15 protein-coding genes are annotated in these 17567 nt (G+C 65.7%); 6 read left to right on the top strand and 9 right to left on the bottom strand.

Annotated features, from left to right (window positions below; genetic code table 11):
• Positions 1 to 60 precede the first annotated feature (60 nt).
• The 4 genes from nagA to EN786_RS20655 are packed head-to-tail and all read right to left on the bottom strand — an operon-like array spanning position 61 to position 3900.
• Positions 61 to 1218 carry an N-acetylglucosamine-6-phosphate deacetylase gene (gene nagA, locus EN786_RS20640; RefSeq protein WP_135908787.1) on the bottom strand — a complete coding sequence of 386 codons (1158 nt, stop codon included), beginning with the start codon at positions 1216 to 1218 and terminating at the stop codon, positions 61 to 63.
• On the bottom strand, positions 1215 to 2246 hold the full coding sequence (locus tag EN786_RS20645) for an SIS domain-containing protein (RefSeq protein ID WP_127287222.1): 1032 nt from the start codon (positions 2244 to 2246) through the stop codon (positions 1215 to 1217). The genes nagA and EN786_RS20645 overlap by 4 nt, the downstream gene beginning before the upstream one ends.
• Positions 2243 to 3022, bottom strand: coding sequence for a GntR family transcriptional regulator (locus tag EN786_RS20650; protein WP_127287221.1), 780 nt, complete (start codon positions 3020 to 3022; stop codon positions 2243 to 2245). The genes EN786_RS20645 and EN786_RS20650 overlap by 4 nt, the downstream gene beginning before the upstream one ends.
• The gene (locus EN786_RS20655; RefSeq protein WP_127311308.1) at positions 3019 to 3900 is read right to left on the bottom strand and encodes an N-acetylglucosamine kinase; all 882 of its coding nucleotides are present in this window, start codon (positions 3898 to 3900) and stop codon (positions 3019 to 3021) included. Before EN786_RS20655 ends, EN786_RS20650 begins: the two co-directional genes overlap by 4 nt.
• A gap of 199 nt (positions 3901 to 4099) precedes the next feature.
• On the opposite strand from EN786_RS20655, the gene EN786_RS20660 reads away from it, so the two are divergent.
• The 6 genes from EN786_RS20660 (at position 4100) to EN786_RS20685 (ending at position 10653) form a co-directional block, all read left to right on the top strand.
• Complete coding sequence (locus EN786_RS20660) at positions 4100 to 5008, top strand: N-acetylmuramic acid 6-phosphate etherase (protein ID WP_127311309.1); 909 nt, start codon at positions 4100 to 4102, stop codon at positions 5006 to 5008.
• Between the two features lie 53 nt (positions 5009 to 5061).
• A complete protein-coding gene (locus EN786_RS20665) occupies positions 5062 to 6321 on the top strand; it encodes an ABC transporter substrate-binding protein (RefSeq protein WP_127311310.1) in 1260 nt (419 codons plus the stop codon).
• A 227-nt stretch (positions 6322 to 6548) separates the two neighbouring features.
• A complete protein-coding gene (locus tag EN786_RS20670) occupies positions 6549 to 7478 on the top strand; it encodes a sugar ABC transporter permease (RefSeq protein ID WP_127283408.1) in 930 nt (309 codons plus the stop codon).
• An 11-nt stretch (positions 7479 to 7489) separates the two neighbouring features.
• Entirely contained in the window at positions 7490 to 8329 is an 840-nt protein-coding gene (locus EN786_RS20675; protein WP_126056910.1) for a carbohydrate ABC transporter permease, read from the top strand.
• Between the two features lie 241 nt (positions 8330 to 8570).
• Positions 8571 to 9629, top strand: a complete 1059-nt coding sequence (locus EN786_RS20680) for a Gfo/Idh/MocA family oxidoreductase (protein WP_127311737.1) — start codon at positions 8571 to 8573, stop codon at positions 9627 to 9629.
• Positions 9630 to 9654: 25 nt separating this feature from the next.
• Positions 9655 to 10653, top strand: a complete 999-nt coding sequence (locus EN786_RS20685; RefSeq protein ID WP_127311738.1) for an ABC transporter ATP-binding protein — start codon at positions 9655 to 9657, stop codon at positions 10651 to 10653.
• A gap of 255 nt (positions 10654 to 10908) precedes the next feature.
• On the opposite strand, the gene EN786_RS20690 is transcribed toward EN786_RS20685, so the two are convergent.
• The 5 genes from EN786_RS20690 to EN786_RS20710 form a co-directional block, all read right to left on the bottom strand.
• Positions 10909 to 11754, bottom strand: coding sequence for a fumarylacetoacetate hydrolase family protein (locus EN786_RS20690; protein WP_127311739.1), 846 nt, complete (start codon positions 11752 to 11754; stop codon positions 10909 to 10911).
• A gap of 179 nt (positions 11755 to 11933) precedes the next feature.
• A complete protein-coding gene (locus EN786_RS20695) occupies positions 11934 to 12665 on the bottom strand; it encodes an SDR family oxidoreductase (protein ID WP_127311740.1) in 732 nt (243 codons plus the stop codon).
• Positions 12666 to 12848: 183 nt separating this feature from the next.
• Positions 12849 to 15224: an aldehyde dehydrogenase family protein gene (locus tag EN786_RS20700; RefSeq protein ID WP_135908788.1), complete on the bottom strand. Its 2376-nt coding sequence runs from the start codon at positions 15222 to 15224 to the stop codon at positions 12849 to 12851.
• A 53-nt stretch (positions 15225 to 15277) separates the two neighbouring features.
• Positions 15278 to 16324, bottom strand: coding sequence for a deoxyribose-phosphate aldolase (deoC, locus tag EN786_RS20705; protein ID WP_127311996.1), 1047 nt, complete (start codon positions 16322 to 16324; stop codon positions 15278 to 15280).
• A 219-nt stretch (positions 16325 to 16543) separates the two neighbouring features.
• Positions 16544 to 17371, bottom strand: a complete 828-nt coding sequence (locus EN786_RS20710) for a ferredoxin--NADP reductase (protein ID WP_127311997.1) — start codon at positions 17369 to 17371, stop codon at positions 16544 to 16546.
• Between the last annotated feature and the right edge of the window lie 196 nt (positions 17372 to 17567).

A 17567-nucleotide genomic window follows, 5' to 3' on the forward strand; every position in this document is an offset into this window, starting at 1 on the left:
CGCGAAGGGCTCCGGCCAATTGCGAACGTTGGTTTCCTAATTGACGGTAGGATCGAGGGCCTACGCCCCGAACACCTTCTTGCCGCCGATCCAGACGCTCTTCACGTCCAGATCCTCCGACAATGCCACGATGTCGGCTGCGGTGCCGTTGGCGAAGCGGCCGAGCCGGTGCGCCTGGCCGATCGCCTCGGCTGGATAGAGCGAAGCCATGCGCAGCGCCTCGCCAAGCTCCAGCCCGACGACGCGGTGCATGAAGCGCACGGCCGAGATCATGTCGAGATCGGCCCCGGCCAAGGTTCCGTCGGCCAGCCTGAGGCTGCCGTCCTTGCGGTATATGGTGCGGCCGTTCAGCGTGAACGACGTCATGTCGGTGCCGATCGTCGCCATGGCGTCGGTGACCAGCACGATCTTGCCCGGCCCCTTCTTGGCGCGCAGCGCGATCGCCATAGTGGCTGGATCGACATGGATGCCGTCGGCGATGATTCCGGCCGACAACCCGCCTGTGTCGATGGCCGCGCCCGCCAGCCCCGGCTCGCGGTTGCCGATCTGGCTCATGGCGTTGAAGAGATGGGTCACCACGGTCGCGCCGGCGGCGGCGAAGGCGCTCGCCGTGGCATAGCCGGTGTCGGAATGGCCGAGGCTGACGATGAGGCCGGCCTTTGCCAGGGCCGCGACACGCGCCGGCTCGACCGATTCGGGCGCGATCGTGGTCAGCAAGACCGGGAGTTCCTTCCGCGCCGCGATCAGCGCCGCCTGGTCCGCGTCCGTCATCGGCCGGATCAGCGCCGGGTCATGCGCGCCCTTGCGGGCGACCGACAGATGCGGGCCCTCGAGATGCAGGCCGAGGAAGCCCGGCACCTTCTGCCGCGCCGCCGCGGCGCCGGCCGCGACGGCGGCCGCCGTGATCGCTGGCGTATCGGTGATCAGCGTCGGCAACAGAGCGGTGGTGCCGAAGGACGCGTGCGCCCGGCAAATGGTCTCGATCGAAGCGACATCCGGATGATCGTTGAGCATGACGCCGCCGCCGCCATTGACCTGCAGGTCGACGAAGCCCGGCGCCAGCAGGCCGTCGGTCTCGATGCGATCGACACCGGCCGGAATGGCGCCGGCGGGGAGGATGGCCTCGACCAGGCCGCCGCTCACCACGAGGGCCGCATTGTCGTGCCAGTCGGCGCCGTCGAAGATGCGGGCGCCAGTGAGGGCGAAACGGTCGCTCATACGGTTTCCGTCACCTTGCGCAAATTGCGCGGCGTATCGGGGTCGAGGCCGCGATGGCGGGCAAAGGCCTCGACGAAGCCATAGAACGACACGATCAGCGCCAGCGGATCGGTCAGCGGATGGCCGGTCGCCACATAGGGCAGGGCCCGTGCCTTGGTCGCTTTGCCGGATGTCACGAACACAGCCGCGCCCTTGCCGGCCAGATTGTCGGCCGCCTCGGCGACCGACGGTTCGGAAGCGTCGCGCGCGGCGAGCGCCAGCACCGGGAAGTCCGGCCCGACCAGCGCCAGCGGCCCGTGCATGACCTCGGCCGCGCTGTAGGCCTCGGCATGCATGCCGCAGGTTTCCTTGAATTTCAGCGCCGCCTCATTGGCCATCGCCGCAGACGGACCGCGGCCGAGGATGAACAGCGACCGCGGCGTCTCAAGCGCGCCGGCCAGCGCCATCCAGTCGCAGGCGATTGCCTTCTCGAAATGCTCCGGCAGGCGGGCCAATGCCGCAAGCAGCGCATCGTCGCCGGTGCAATGCGCCATCAGCGCCAGGCCGGCGACCGCCGAATTGACGAAGGTCTTGGTCGCCGCGACGCTGCGCTCCGGCCCGGCCAGGATGTCGATGGCAAAGTCCGAGGCGCGCGCCAGCGGCGAATCGGCGGTGTTGGTGATGGCGACGGTCAGCGCGCCGCCGGCCCGCGCCGTCTCCGCCATGGCGACGATGTCGGGGCTCTTGCCCGATTGCGAGATCGCCAGGCAGGCCGAGCCGGCGAGCCTCAGCCTGGCGCCATAGATCGAGGCGATGGACGGGCCGACCGAGGCGACGGCAAGGCCGGCGGTCAGTTCGACGGCGTATTTCATGAAGGTGGCGGCATGGTCGGACGAGCCGCGCGCCACGGTGACGACGAAGCTCGGATCGCGCTCGCGGATGCCGCGCCCGGCTTCGCTCAGCACGGCGGCCGAGCCATCGAGCAGGCGGGCCGTGGCCTCCGGGATCTCCTCGATCTCGCGCCGCATATGGGTGGGGGTAGCGCTCATGGCCGGCTCTCCTCTCCCGGCCCGGTCAGCCGGAGTTCGGCGACGAAATCATAGGCGTCGCCCCTGTAGATCGAGCGGGTGAATTCGATCACCTTGCCGCTCGCAAGATAGGAAATACGTTCGATATGCAGGCCGGCAACCCCTGGCGGCACTTCCAGCAGGCGCGCATCGCCGTCGCCGAGATTGGCGGCCGAGATGCGCTGCACGGCGCGAACCGGCCGGTTGCCGGTCAGTTCCAGCGCGGCATAGAGCGAGGAGCCGATCGCCTCGGGATCGGGCAGCACGCTGGCCGAGAGCGACGCGCGCTCGATCGCCAGCGGCGTGTCGTTGGCGATGCGCAGGCGCGCCACCCGCGCCACCAGCTCGTTCGACGACAGGCCGAGCACCATCGTCTCGTCGGGCGAGGGCGCATAGAGACCGCGGTCGAGCCAGGCCGAGCGCACCACCATGCCGCGCCGAGCCATGTCTTCGGTGAACGAGGTGAGCCTGGACAGCGACTGCTCGACGCGCTCCATGCGCGGGGCGACGAAGGTGCCGGAACCGTGGCGCTGGACGAGGATGCCGCCCTTGACCAGATCCTGCACCGCCTTCCGCACGGTGACGCGCGAGATGTCGGCCTTGCTGGCGATGTCGCGCTCCGACGGCAGCGCGTCGCCCGGCCCGATCAGGCCGCGGTTGACCGCTTCTTCGATGCTCTTCCTGAGCTGCAGATAGAGCGGCGCGCCGCTCTGCGACGATTCCTTCAGCATGGCGAAGATCTGGTCGGCGGCGCTCATTGGGCAACCTCCGAACCGCGCGCAAAGATGCGCACCGCCATCTGCACGGCGCCGCCGAGCGCATCGTCGAGCGCCGGCTTCAGCAGCGCCTGGTAGCGCGCCGAAAGCCGCGGCGCATAGAGCGGCGCCAGGCCGCCTAGCAGGCAGAGCGGCGCATTGCCGGCAAGATCGAGCGCCCCGAGCGAGGCTTCGACGTCGGCAACCGCCTTGTCGAGGATCCAGTTGGCGACAAGATCGCCCTTGGCGGCATGGTCGAAGACCTTGGGCGCGAAACCGCCGAAATCGCCGGGCTTGGCATTGGTGGTGAACTCGACGACGTCCTCGGGGTTGTTGCGGAAGACGGCGAGCATCGCCTCGGTCAGCGGCGAGCCCGGACGGATGCCGTCATAGGCGAGCAGTGTCTGCTCCAGCAGGTCGCGGCCGATGCGCGCGCCGCTGCCCTGGTCGCCGACCTGAAAACCCCAGCCGCCAATAGCGCGTGACTTGCCCGCCTTGCGCGCCATATAGGCGGTGCCGGTGCCGAGGATGGCCATGGCGCCGTCGCTGGGCCCGACCGCACCCTCCAGCGCGATCTCGGCGTCGGTCTCGACGCGGCTGGCGCTGAACGGCAGGATCGCCTCGAGCTGCTGCCTGTAAGTGCCGACATTGGCGCCGGCGAGGCCGAGAATGGCGGGCGTTTGCGGGATGAGTTCCGGATTCTTGCCGGCGGCGACGAAGGCCTGCCGTGCCGCCTCGACAATGTTGGTCCTGGCGCCGGTGAGGTCGGTGCGGATGTTGGCGGCGCCGCTTTTGGCGCGGCCAAGCACGACGCCGTCAGCGGTCGCAAGGGCCGCCCTGCAGCTGGTGCCGCCGCCATCGATGCCAAGTACGAAATTCACGCGATTTCTCCTCCGGACGGATAATACCAATAAAATACCAATAGCCAAGAGTTAATTTCGCTTTCAAAAAGATTAAGGCGTATTTTATTGAAAAACCACGATATTTTGCCGGCAAGGCGAATTTCGCGCGGCGAATTCGTTAATCCGTGTGGACAAGTGGTATTTTTTTGGTATTGTTTCGTCAGTTGGAGGACAACGGATGGCCGAGAAGCGCACCGAAGCGCATCACCAGAATGCCGAGGGGCTGGATATCCAGGCTCCGGACGCCATCCTTTCCTTTCTTGCCGATGCGCAGATCGAGGCCGCCAAGGCCGTGCGCGGCGCCATCCCCGCCATAGCCGCTGCAGCCGAAATCGTCGCCGAGCGGCTGAAGGATGGCGGCAGGCTCGCCTATGCGGCGGCCGGCAGTTCGGGTCTGATGGCCTTGGCCGACGCGCTGGAACTGCCCGGCACCTTCGGCATCGGGCGCGACCGCATCGCCATCCTGATCGCCGGCGGCGACGAGGCCTTCCGCACCCTTGCCGGCGGGCCGGAGGACGACACCGATGAAGCCTCGGCCGCCGTCGCCGCCGCCGGCATCGGCGAGCGCGATTGCCTGATCGCGATTTCGGCCAGCGGCTCGACGCCTTATGCGGTCGCCGCACTGGAGCACGCACGGAGCCGGGGCGCCGCAACCATCGCCATCGCCAACAACCGGGACGTGCCGCTGTTCCGGTCGGCCGATGTCGCGATCGTGCTCGAGACGCCGCCCGAACTGATTGCCGGCTCGACGCGCATGGGCGCCGGCACCGCCCAGAAGATCGCCCTCAACATGCTGTCGACGCTGGCCGCCATCCATCTCGGCCATGTCCATGACGGCTACATGGTCAACCTCACCGCCGACAACATCAAGCTGCGCGACCGCGCCATCCGCATCGTCGCCGCCATCAGCGGGCGCGGCAGGGACGATGCTGCGCGCCTGCTCGAACAGAGCGGCGGCGTGGTCAAGACCGCCATTCTGCTCGCCGCCGGCGCCGCCAACGCCGACACGGCCGAGAAGATACTGGAAGGGACCGGGCGGAAGCTCCGGCCGGCCCTTTCCGCGATCGAGGGGAGCAAGGGGCGCTAGCCCCCCGTTCTCATCAAAACCGAACCTGAAAAAGGTCAACAGGGAGACTGAAAATGACGACCAAACTACTGACGGCCCTTCTGCTCGGCACCAGCATCCTCGGCTCCGCCGGGGTGGCCTATGCCGATGACGTTACGCTCAACATCGAAAGCTGGCGCGGCGACGACCTGACCATCTGGAAGGACAAGCTGATCCCGGCTTTCGAAGCCAAGAACCCCGGCATCAAGGTGGTGTTCGCGCCTTCGGCGCCGACTGAGTATGACGCCGCACTCGGCGCCAAGCTCGCCGCCGGCTCGGCGGGCGACCTGATTACCTGCCGCCCCTTCGACAAGTCGCTGGAACTCTTCAAGAAGGGCAACCTCGCCGATCTCTCGGCGCTGCCCGGCATGGAGAACTTCTCGCCGGTCGCCAAGGCGGCCTGGCAGACCGACGACGGCAAGGCGAGCTTCTGCGTGCCGATGGCCTCGGTCATCCACGGCTTCATCTACAACAAGGACGCCTTCGACAAGCTCGGCATCAAGGTGCCGACCACCAATGAGGAGTTCTACGCCGCGCTCGACAAGATCAAGGCCGACGGCACCTACATCCCGATGGCGATGGGCACCAAGGACCTCTGGGAAGCCGCGACCATGGGCTACCAGAACATCGGCCCGAACTACTGGAAGGGCGAGGACGGCCGTCTGGCGCTGATCAAGGGCGACCAGAAGCTGACCGACGCCGACTGGGTCGAGCCCTACAAGGAACTGGCCAAGTGGAAGCCCTATCTGGGCGACGGCTTCGAGGCCCAGACCTATCCGGACAGCCAGAACCTGTTCACGCTCGGCCGCGCCGCCATCTATCCGGCCGGCTCGTGGGAGATCGGCCTGTTCAACACCCAGGCGCAGTTCAAGATGGGCGCCTTCCCGCCGCCGGTGCAGAAGGCCGGCGACACCTGCTACATCTCCGACCACACCGACATCGGCATGGGTCTGAACGCGGCGTCGAAGAATGCCGACGCGGCCAAGAAGTTCCTGTCCTGGGTCGCCTCGCCGGACTTCGCTACCATCTACGCCAACGCGCTGCCGGGCTTCTTCAGCCTGAACAACACGCCGGTGAAGATGGAAGACCCGCTGGCGCAGGAATTCGTCTCCTGGCGCGGCAAGTGCAAGTCGACCATCCGCTCGACCTACCAGATCCTGTCGCGCGGCACGCCGAACCTCGAGAACGAGACCTGGGTTGAATCGGCCAACGTCATCAACGGCACCGACACGCCGGAGGCCGCGGCCAAGAAGCTGCAGACCGGCCTCGACAGCTGGTACAAGCCGGCGAAGTAAGAGCTCAGGCAACGGACCGGCCGGGCATCTGCCCGGCCGGCATTCGGACAGTTTTTAGATAGCGATTGTCGGCGCCGCCTCTCGGTCTTACCCTCTCATCGAGCGGGGAAGACGAAGTCGCAATCGCGGGCCTTGTCCTCTCCCGCAGGGGACGATCGGGCCGTGCATAGAGGCATCATCTAGCATCATACGATTTGGAACCGAGAGAGACGGCGGGGACCGAACTCATGGCCGCACAAACACGACCGAAAAGACCGATCCGCTGGCACATCGCCATCTTCCTGGCGCCGGCCGTGCTCGTCTACACGGCGATCATGATCCTGCCGCTCGCCGGCACGCTGCAGCTTTCGCTGTTCCGCAACATCGAGCAGTCCCAGGTCTTCGTCGGGCTGGACAATTTCCGCACCCTGTTCGGCGATCCCAACTGGTCGGTCAATTTCTGGAACGCGCTGAGGAACAATGTCTGGTTCTTCATCATCCATATGCTGGTGCAGAACCCGATCGGCGTGCTGCTGGCCGCGCTGCTGTCCAGCCCGAGGCTGCGCTTCGCCGCCTTCTACCGCACGGCGATCTTCGTGCCGACCATCCTGTCCTTCGTCATCGTCGGCTTCGCCTGGAAGCTGATCCTGTCGCCGCTGTGGGGCGTGGCGCCGCATTTGCTCGACTTCGTCGGCCTGAAGAGCCTGTTCACGCCGTGGCTCGGCAAGGAGCAATACGCCCTGACCGCGCTCAGCCTGGTCTCGGTCTGGCAGTTCGTCGGCATCCCGATGATGCTGATCTACGCCGCACTGCTGTCGATCCCGGACGAGGTGATCGAGGCGGCCGAATGCGATGGCGTCACAGGCATGGCCCAGTTCTGGAAGATCAAGCTGCCGCTGATCCTGCCCTCGATCGGCATCATTTCGATCCTCACCTTCGTCGGCAATTTCAACGCCTTCGACCTGATCTACACCGCGCAAGGAGCGCTCGCCGGGCCGAACTATTCGACCGACATCCTCGGCACCTTCCTCTACCGCGCCTTCTTCGGCTTCCAGCTGCAGGTCGGCGACCCCAACATGGGCGCGGCGATCGCCACGATGATGTTCCTGATCATCCTCGGCGGCGTCTGCGTCTACCTGTTCCTCATCCAGACGCGCCTGCGTCGCTACCAGTTCTGAGGAGGCGAGCCATGAGCACTGCAACCCATTCGCTTCCCCGCACCATCGGCGCCCACGCGGTCCTGCTGACCTATACGGCGATCGCGCTGTTTCCGGTCATCCTGGTCATCGTCAACTCGTTCAAGTCGCGCGCCGCGATCTTTGGCGCGCCGCTGACGCCGCCGACGCCGAAGACCTTCGACCTGATCGGCTACACCACGGTGATCGGCCAGGGCGACTTCATCCACTATTTCCAGAACAGCCTCGTCGTCACTGTCGCCTCGCTGTTCTTCGTGCTTTTGTTCGGCGCCATGGCCGGCTTCGCGCTGTCGGAATACCGCTTCCGCGGCAACACGATGATGGGGCTCTATCTCGCGCTCGGCATCATGATCCCCATCCGCCTCGGCACCGTCGCCATCCTGCAGCTGATGGTGGCAAGCGGGCTGGTCAACACACTGACGGCGCTGATCCTGGTCTACACGGCGCAGGGCCTGCCGCTCGCCATCTTCATCCTGTCGGAATTCATGAAGCAGGTGTCGGACGATTTGAAGAATGCGGGGCGCATCGACGGCCTGTCGGAATACACGATCTTCTTCCGGCTGGTGCTGCCGCTGGTGCGCCCATCGATGGCGACCGTCGCCGTCTTCACCATGATCCCGATCTGGAACGATCTGTGGTTCCCGCTGATCCTGGCGCCATCTGAAGAGACCAAGACGGTGACGCTCGGCGCCCAGCTCTTCCTCGGCCAGTTCGTCACCAACTGGAACGCAATCCTGGCGGCGCTGTCGCTGGCGATCCTGCCGGTACTGATCCTCTACGTCATCTTCTCGCGGCAGCTGATCCGCGGCATCACCTCGGGAGCCGTCAAGTGAATGCGGACCGCCAATTCTCCGTGGGGCCGTGCCTCACCCCACCCGCCGCTGCGCGCCGACCTCCCCATCGAGGGGAGGTAGAAGGTCGTCGCTTTTTCATCGACCGCCCCTCGTTTCTATTCAGAGCAACTTCTTCGGCAATGAGGATGTTCACGCCAACGCCCTACCTCCCCTTGATGGGGAGGTCGGCGCGAAGCGCCGGGTGGGGTGACACCCTCTCAAGAAAAAGTGGAGCAACCAGGTGAGCGACAAACCCCTTCGCGTCGTCGTCGCCGGGCTCGGCAATATGGGCCGCAGCCATGCGCTGGCCTATCACACCAATCCGGGCTTCGAGATCGCAGCACTCGTCAACCGCTCCGACGTGCCGCTGCAGGACGGGCTCGCCGGCTACGGCATAAGGCGCTCCTTCGAGGAGGCGTTGCGCGAGGAGAAGCCCGACGTCGCCGCGATCGCCACCTATTCCGACAGCCATGCCGATTATGCGGTGCGAGCGTTCGAGGCGGGCTGCCATGTCTTCGTCGAGAAGCCGCTGGCAACCACAGTGGCGGACGCCAGGCGCGTCGTCGCCGCCGCCAAGGCCAACGGCAGGAAACTGGTGATCGGCTACATCCTGCGCCACCACCCGTCCTGGGTCAGGCTAATCGCCGAGGCGCGCAAGCTCGGCGGCCCTTACGTGTTCCGCATGAACCTCAACCAGCAATCGTCAGGCCATACCTGGGGCACGCACAAGCAGCTGATGCAGACGACGTCGCCGATCGTCGATTGCGGCGTGCATTATCTCGACGTGATGCTGCAGATCACCGACGCCAATCCGGTGGAGGTGCGCGGCATGGGAGTCAGGCTGACCGACGAGGTCGCCCCTTCCATGTACAATTACGGCCACCTGCAGGTGCTGTTCGAGGACGGCTCGGTCGGCTGGTATGAGGCCGGCTGGGGTCCGATGATCTCGGAGACCGCCTTCTTCGTCAAGGACGTCATCTCGCCCAAGGGCTGCGTGTCGATCGTCATGAAGGAAGGCATCAAGTCCGACGACATCGACACCCACACCAAGACCTCGACCATCCGCTTGCACAGCGCCGCGACCGGGCCGGACGGCAGGTTTGCCAAACAGGACGAGTTGCTGTCGATGGATGGCGAGCCCGGCCATCAGGATCTTTGCGACCTCGAACAGGCCTTCCTGCTCAAGGCCATCCGTGAGGACATCGACCTCACCAGGCATATGGACGACGCGGTCAAGTCGCTCGCCGTCTGCCTCGCCGCCGACGAAAGCGTGCGCAGCGGCGCCGCCGTCAAACTCTAGAACCAGTCAAAACAGGGACGACGCCGTGGGTTCGCTGAACATCGAGAATGTGAAAAAGGCTTTCGGGCCGGTCGAGGTGCTGAAAGGCATCGACCTGGAGGTCAATGACGGCGAGTTCGTCGTCTTCGTCGGCCCCTCCGGCTGCGGGAAGTCGACGCTGCTGCGGGTCATCGCCGGGCTTGAGGATTCGACCTCCGGCCGGGTGGTCATCGATGGCCAGGACGTCTCCGTCACGCCGCCCGCCAAGCGCGGCATCGCCATGGTCTTCCAGACCTATGCGCTCTATCCGCATCTGACGGTGAAGAACAATATGGGCCTCGGCCTCAAGCAGGCCGGCACTCCGGCGGCCGAGATCGACCGCCGCATCGGCATCGCGTCCTCGATGCTGTCGCTGGAGCCCTATCTGGAAAGGCGTCCGGCCGAACTGTCGGGCGGCCAGCGTCAGCGCGTCGCCATCGGCCGCGCCGTGGTGCGCGAGCCGAAGCTGTTCCTCTTCGACGAGCCTTTGTCGAACCTCGACGCGGCGCTGCGCGTCAACACCAGGCTGGAGATCGCGCAGCTGCATCGCCGCCTGAAGGCGACGATGATCTACGTCACCCACGACCAGGTCGAGGCGATGACGCTGGCCGACAAGATCGTCGTGCTCAACGCCGGCCGCATCGAGCAGATCGGCGGCCCGATGGAGCTCTACAATTCGCCGGCGAATGAATTCGTCGCCGGCTTCATCGGCTCGCCGAAGATGAACTTCATCGACGGCGCCAGGCTCGGCGAGACGGCCAAGACCGTCGGCGTGCGGCCCGAGCACCTGACCGTCGACACGACATCAGGCGCCTGGAAGGGCACGGTGGTGCATGCCGAGCATCTCGGCGCCGACACCAACCTCTATCTCGATTGCGAGAAGGCCGGGCTGCTCACCGTGCGCATCTTCGGCGTCTACAACGCCGAACCAGGCTCGACGCTCTACGCGACGCCGGACCCGGCGAAGACGTATAGGTTCGGAGCGGATGGGAGGGTGCTGAAGTAGATGCGTCTTTCCTCTCCCTCCGGAGGGGGGAGAGGTGGCGCCGCGAAGCGGCGACGGAGTGGGGGAAGCAGGTCCTCAAATGCGCCGCCGCTGACGAGCCTGATCATTGCTTAGCTTGAAATGACAATGGTCGAGTCAGGTCGACCCCCTCGAGCTTCGCTCGACACCTCTCCCCCGATCGACGGGGGAGAGGAAGGGCGCGAAACCGCCTTCTCTCCTTCCGCAATACCACAGGGGAGAAGGGGAGGCGGCGCTTTACGCGTCCGCCCTAAACGTCTGCTTCTGCTGGCCCAGCCCTTCGATGCCGAGCTCGACCACGTCGCCGGCCTTCAGGAACACCGGCGGCTTCATGCCGAGGCCGACGCCGGGCGGCGTGCCGGTGGAGATGATGTCGCCTGGATGCAGCGACATGAACTGGCTGAGATAGGAGACCAGATAGGCGACGCCATAGACCATGGTCTTGGTCGAGCCGTTCTGCATCGTCTTGCCGTTGACGGTCAGCCACATCTTGATGTTCTGCGGGTCGGCCACCTCGTCCTTGGTGACCAGCCACGGGCCGATCGGGCCGAACGTGTCGCAGCTCTTGCCCTTGGTCCATTGGCCCTGGCGCTCTGCCTGGAAGGCGCGCTCGGACACGTCGTGCGAGACGCAATAGCCGGCAACATAGTCCAGAGCCTCGGCTTCCGAGACATATTTCGCGGTCTTGCCGATGACGACGCCGAGTTCGACCTCCCAGTCGGTCTTGACCGAGCCGCGCGGGATAAGCACGTCGTCGTCAGGCCCGACAATCGCCGAGCTCGCCTTCATGAAGATGATCGGCTCCGGCGGCACCGTGGCGCCGGTTTCGGCGGCGTGGTCGGAATAGTTGAGGCCGATGCAGATGAACTTGCCGGTGCCGGCGACGCAGGCGCCGATGCGCGGGCTGCCGGAAACCGCCGGCAGCGATTTCGCATCGAGCTTCGACAGCATGTCCAGTGAAGCCGGATGAAGCGCCGTGCCGCCAATGTCGGCGACGTGGGCCGAGAGGTCGCGGATGGTCCCATCCGCATCGAGCAGGCCGGGACGTTCGCTCCCCACCTCGCCATAGCGCAGCAGTTTCATCTAAATCCTTCTCCTACTTGCGGCCCCGTGGCCGTTTGCAAACTCTCCGCCGAAGCGACCTCGCGGAAACCGGGCGGACCGTACCCATCGCCCCGGTCCCGGGCAAGCACGGTCACTGCGTCTGGCCGCCGGCGCGCGGGATTTTCAGACTTCTCGATCCGGACCGCGCCGGACCGAGGTCAGATCGACCAGCCGCCGTCGATATTGTAGGCCTGCCCCGACGTGTAGGTGGCGCCGGCCAGATAGACGGCGAGATCGGCGATTTCTTCCGGCGTGCCGAGGCGTCCCATCGGCTGGCGGGCGATGAAGGCGGCGCGGGCCGCTTCGTAATCCCCTTGCGCATGCATGCGGTCCTGCAGCGACGGGCTCTCGACCGTGCCCGGGCAGATGGCATTGCAGCGAATGCCCTTGGCGACATAGTCGGCGGCGATCGCCTTGGTCAGGCCGATGACTGCGGCTTTGGTCACACCATAGGCGAAGCGGTTGGGCACGCCCTTGCCGGCGCCAGCGACCGAAGACATGTTGATGATCGATCCGTCGCCGCGCTCCAGCATGCCCGGCAGCACGGCGCGGATGGTGCGGATCATCGCGCGCACATTGAGGTTGAAGGCGAAGTCGAGGTCGGCGTCCTTCATCTCGAGGATCGAGCCCGCATGGACGTAGCCGGCGCAGTTGAACAGCACGTCGACCGGGCCGATCTCGGCGAACGCGGCGTTGACGGCCGCGTCATCGAGCACGTCCAGTTTGCGGGCTTTGATACCCGGCGTCTTGGCGAGTTCGGCCAGCGGCGCCTCGTTGATGTCGGTGGCATAGACCGTGGCGCCGGCCTTGGCGAACGCCAGCGCGCTCGCCCGGCCGATGCCTTGCGCCGCCGCGGTGACGACAACCACCTTGCCTGCCAGATCCGCCATCGTTTCTCTCCAGGTTCTCGCGAGCGTTTTAGCGGCAGCCAGGCGGGACGCAATGTGCCAGGCGGACACTATGGTCCCGCCTGAGCCGCTGTCTGCTGGAGGCCAATTGTTTTTTCTCGTTAAAGAACATTTCTGAACCCGTCAAGCCCGAAGGCTGCGACAAACGCGGCACCCTGTCAGGTGTCAGTCGCCGTAGGGCACCCAGACGTTCTTGACCTCGATGGCGCGGCGCAGGAACGCCTCGCCGGCCGCATCGTCCGAGGCCCAGTCGAGACCGCGGCCGTTGCCGCTCCAGACGCGCTTGAGGTTGCCGATGGAGTCGGCCTCCGCCTTGGCGCAGGTCTCGGCATCGGCGAACACCCACAGCCCATCGACATCGTCATGCTTGGCCAGCACGCCGGCGAGCTCGGCGCCGCGGCCGGTGACGATGTTGATGGCGCCGGCCGGAATGTCGGAATACTCGATCACCTGATAGAGATCCGTGGCGAGCAGCGGATACCGCTCCGAGGGCACGGCGACCACGGTGTTGCCCATGGCGAGCGCCGGCGCCACCAGCGAGATGAAGCCGAGCAGCGGCTGATTGTCGGGCGCCACGACGCCGACGACGCCGACCGGCTCGTGCAGGGCAAGCGTCACGGCGCGGGCCGGCGGCTGGTGCACGCGGCCCTCGAACTTGTCGGTCAGGCCGGCATAGAGGAACAATCGTTCGATCGACTGCTCGACCTCCTCGCCTGCGGCCTTTGCCGTCACGCCGGTCAGCTGGACCAGGCGGGCGGCGAACTCGTCGGCGCGGCCGGACAGGTTTTCAGCCAGATAGTAAAGCACCTGGCTGCGATTGAACGCGGTCGCCTCCGGCCACGCCTTGCATGCGCGGGCAGCGGAAACCGCATCGCGGATGTCCTTGCGGTTGCCGAGACCGACTTCGCCGGCAAGCCTGCCCTTGGCGGTTGCGATGGCGCGCGAATAGTTGCCGTCCGGCCGGACCTGCTTGCCGCCGATGAACAGCTTTGCCGTGCGGTCGATGACGGTGCCATCGGCCTGTTCCACAGGCTGAGCTGAAGCGGCGGCCGCTGCCTTGATGACCGGCCCGAGCGGCAGCTTCGCCGCCAGATATTCATACATGCCCTCGCGTCCGCCCTCGCGGCCAAAACCGCTTTCGCGATAGCCGCCGAAGCCACAGGCGGCATCGAACATGTTGGTGCCGTTGACCCAGACCACGCCGGCCTTCAGCTGTGGCGCGACATGCAGCGCAAGGTTGACGTTCTCGCTCCACACCGAGGCGGCAAGCCCATAGCGTGTGTTGTTGGCGAGCTCGATCGCTTCCTCGGTGTTGCGGAAGCTCATGACTGCCAGCACCGGGCCGAAGACTTCTTCCTGAGCAAGTATATTAGCCGGCGAAACACCGGTGGCGAGCGTCGGCAGGTGGTAGTAGCCGGAAGACGGCAAGGCCGCGTCCGGCTGCCAGCAGACGGCGCCCTGTTTCGCCCCTTCGGCGACCAGTCCCTTGACGCGGTCGAGCTGGCTGCGGTCGACCAGCGGGCCGATATCGGTGTTCTTGTCGAGGGGGCTGCCGAGGCGCAGCCGGCTCATCCTGACCTTGACCTTGGCGATGAAGGCATCGGCGACGCCTTCCTGCACCAGCAGCCGCGAGCCGGCGCAGCAGACCTGACCCTGGTTGAACCAGATGCCGTCGACCAGGCCTTCGACGGCGCTGTCGAGATCGGCGTCCTCGAAAACGATGAAGGCCGACTTGCCGCCGAGTTCCAGCGACAGTTTCTTGCCCGATCCGGCGGTCGCCTTGCGGATGATCTTGCCGACCTCGGAAGAGCCGGTGAAGGCGATCTTCTGGATGCCGGGATGATTGACGATGGCCGCGCCCGCTTCCGGCCCGCCCTGAACGATGTTGACGACGCCCTTCGGCACGCCGGCGCGTTCGCAGATCTCGGCGAACAGCACGGCGGTGAGCGGCGTGAATTCGGCCGGCTTCAGCACCACTGTGCAGCCGGCGGCGAGTGCCGGCGCGATTTTCCAGGCCAGCATCAGCAGCGGGAAATTCCACGGGATGATCTGGCCGACGACGCCGACACCCTTGTGATCGGGGAAATCCCTGTCCAGCGCCTGCGCCCAGCCGGCATGGTGGATGAAATGGCGGATGGCCAGCGGCACATCGATGTCGCGGCTTTCGCGGATCGGCTTGCCGTTGTCGATCGATTCCAGAACCGCGAACAGGCGCTGGTGGCGCTGCATGGCGCGGCCGATGGCGTAGAGCACCTTGGCGCGCTGGTACCCAGAGCTGGCGCTCCATTTCGGTAGCGCCTTGGCGGCCGCAGCCACGGCGGCATCGATATCGGCCGCACCTGCATCCGAAAGCTTGGCCAGCAGCTTGCCCGAGGACGGCTCGCTGGTCTCGAAGGTCTTGCCGCCGGCGGCTGCCTTCCACTCGCCGCCAATGAACAGCGCCTTTGAGAAATCGCGCGCGGCGAGCCAGGCATCCGCCTCGTTGCGCGCCTCCGGCGCCGGGCCGTACTCCATGGCGTGATAGCGTTCGAGAATGTTCATGGGGGCGCTCCTACCGCAGGAGGTTTTTGGTTCTTGGCGGGCGACTTCGCGGGCTAGGCCATCGCGTGGCGATGGTTGGCCGAATAGTGCCCGGTCAAATGATGCTCGAGCTGACGCTCGATGTCGGTGAGCAGGCTCGACGCGCCGAAGCGGAACAGCTCCGGCTCCAGCCACGGTCGCCCAAGCTCTTCCTTCATCAGCACCAGCCAGTCGAGCGAGACCTTGGCCGTGGAAATGCCGCCGGCCGGCTTGAAGCCGATGAGGTAGCCGGTCTCCTCGAAATAGGCGCGGATGGCGCGCACCATGGCGAGGCCGACGGGAAGCGTGGCGTTGACGCTCTCCTTGCCGGTCGAGGTCTTGATGAAGTCGGCGCCAGCCATCATCGCCACCATCGAGGCCAGCATGACGTTGCGCAGCGTGGCGAGGTCGCCGGTGCCGAGGATGACCTTGAGGTGCGCCTCGCCGCAGGCTTCGCGCATGGCGACGATCTCGTTGAACAGTTCCTGCCATTTCGCGCCATAGACCAGGCCGCGCGGAATGACGACGTCGATCTCGTCGGCGCCGTCGCGGACCGAGGCCTCGATCTCCTGCAGGCGCGTCGACAGCGGTGCCAGGCCGTGCGGGAAGGCGGTGGAGACGGCCGCGACATGGATGCCTGTGCCGCGGACCGCGTCGACAGCGGTGGCGACGAAGGGATGGTAGACGCAGACCGCGGCCGGCCGGATGGTTTCGCCTTCAATGCCCAGCCCCTCGACGATGTCGCGCCGGAACGGGTTGATCGCCTTGGCGCAGAGCCGGCGCACACGCTCGTCGGTGTCGTTGGAGTTCAGCGTCGTCAGGTCCATGCAGGCGACGGCGCGCAGCAGCCACGCCGCCTGGTTGTCGGCCTTGATCGAGCGCCGCTTGGTCAGCGTCGCGACGCGGCGCTCCAGCGCCGAGCGGTTGACGCTGCGCACCGATTCCAGGAAGCCGAGATCGAGCCGCATGCCGGGATTGCGCGCAATATGGCCTTGCGGCACGGGCGTGTTGGCGGCGGCGCGCGCCGGCAGCGAGGTGACCTTGGACGTGCCGAGGTCGGCGTCGCGGATTGTGCTGCTCATCTCCTGCCCTTCCATTCAGCGGCTTGCGCTTAATGCTTCGTGCGCGTCGTTCCTCAAAACCGCTCGACGGTTTTGGGCGACACGCAAGAAGATAGCCCGTGAAGCAGTGCTCCACGAGTCCTCAAAAGGCTCATAGCGGAAAAAGGCCGCGAAAGCAGCTGATTTTTGACCGCATGGTCAAAACGGATTTGGGAGGAGCTGAAGCCTCCCGGCTACGACTCAGCCGACGAAGGCGCGCTCGACGACGAAGGTTGCCGGATGGCTGAGCGAACCTTCCTGGAAGCCGAGGCTTTCGGCCAGTTCCTTGACGTCCTTCAGCATGTGCATCGAGCCGCAGATCATGATGCGGTCGGTCTCGGGATTGAGCTTGTCGATGCCGAGGTCGGTGTAGAACTTGCCGGAGCCGATCAGCGCGGTGATGCGGCCCATGCGCGCCGACTCTTCGCGCGTGGTCGAGTTGTAAAGCGTGACGCGGCCGCCGGTCAGTTCGCCGATCAGCGGATCGCTCTCGAGTGCCGCCACCAGCTCCTGGCCATAAGTGAGCTCGGCATTGTCGCGGCAGGTGTGGGTCAGGATGACCTGGTCGAACTTCTCATAGGTGTCGGGATCGCGCAGCAGGCTGGCAAAGGGCGCGATGCCGGTGCCGGTCGAGATCATGAACACACGCTTGGCGGGCGTCAGCGCGTCGAGCACCAGCGTGCCCGTCGACTTCTGACGCATGATGACGGTGTCGCCGACCTGGATCTTCTGCAGCTCGGAGGTCAGTGGACCGTCCGGCACCTTGATCGAGAAGAATTCCAGCTCGTCGTCCCAGGCGGGGCTGGCGACGGAATAGGCGCGGAAGATCGGCTTCTCGGCATTCGGCAGGCCGATCATCACGAACTCGCCGGAACGGAAGCGCAGCGACTGCGGCCGGGTGATGCGGAACGAGAACAGGCGGTCGGTGTAATGCTTCACCGAGACGACGGTCTCGGCATAGACATTGGCCGGGATAGGGAACTGCAGCGGCCTGGCGCCGGCGGCGTTCAACGCGGATGTCGTGTTCATCAAACCCAACCTTCTGGCCCAGGCTCACGGCGCTGGCGCCAAACCTTCTCCTGCGCGCCCGAACCGGTCAGGTTCCGATGCGCTCCTTGTACACTGCCAAGCGGTAAGCTCTTGTGTCGGAAATTTATTAGTATACAAATGATCTCGGCGTCAAGATGCGAGCGTAAAACACCGTTCCAAACCAAGCCATATCCGT

Origin of the sequence: Mesorhizobium sp. M4B.F.Ca.ET.143.01.1.1 (genome assembly GCF_004792275.1) — a bacterium.
GTDB lineage: Bacteria > Pseudomonadota > Alphaproteobacteria > Rhizobiales > Rhizobiaceae > Mesorhizobium > Mesorhizobium abyssinicae.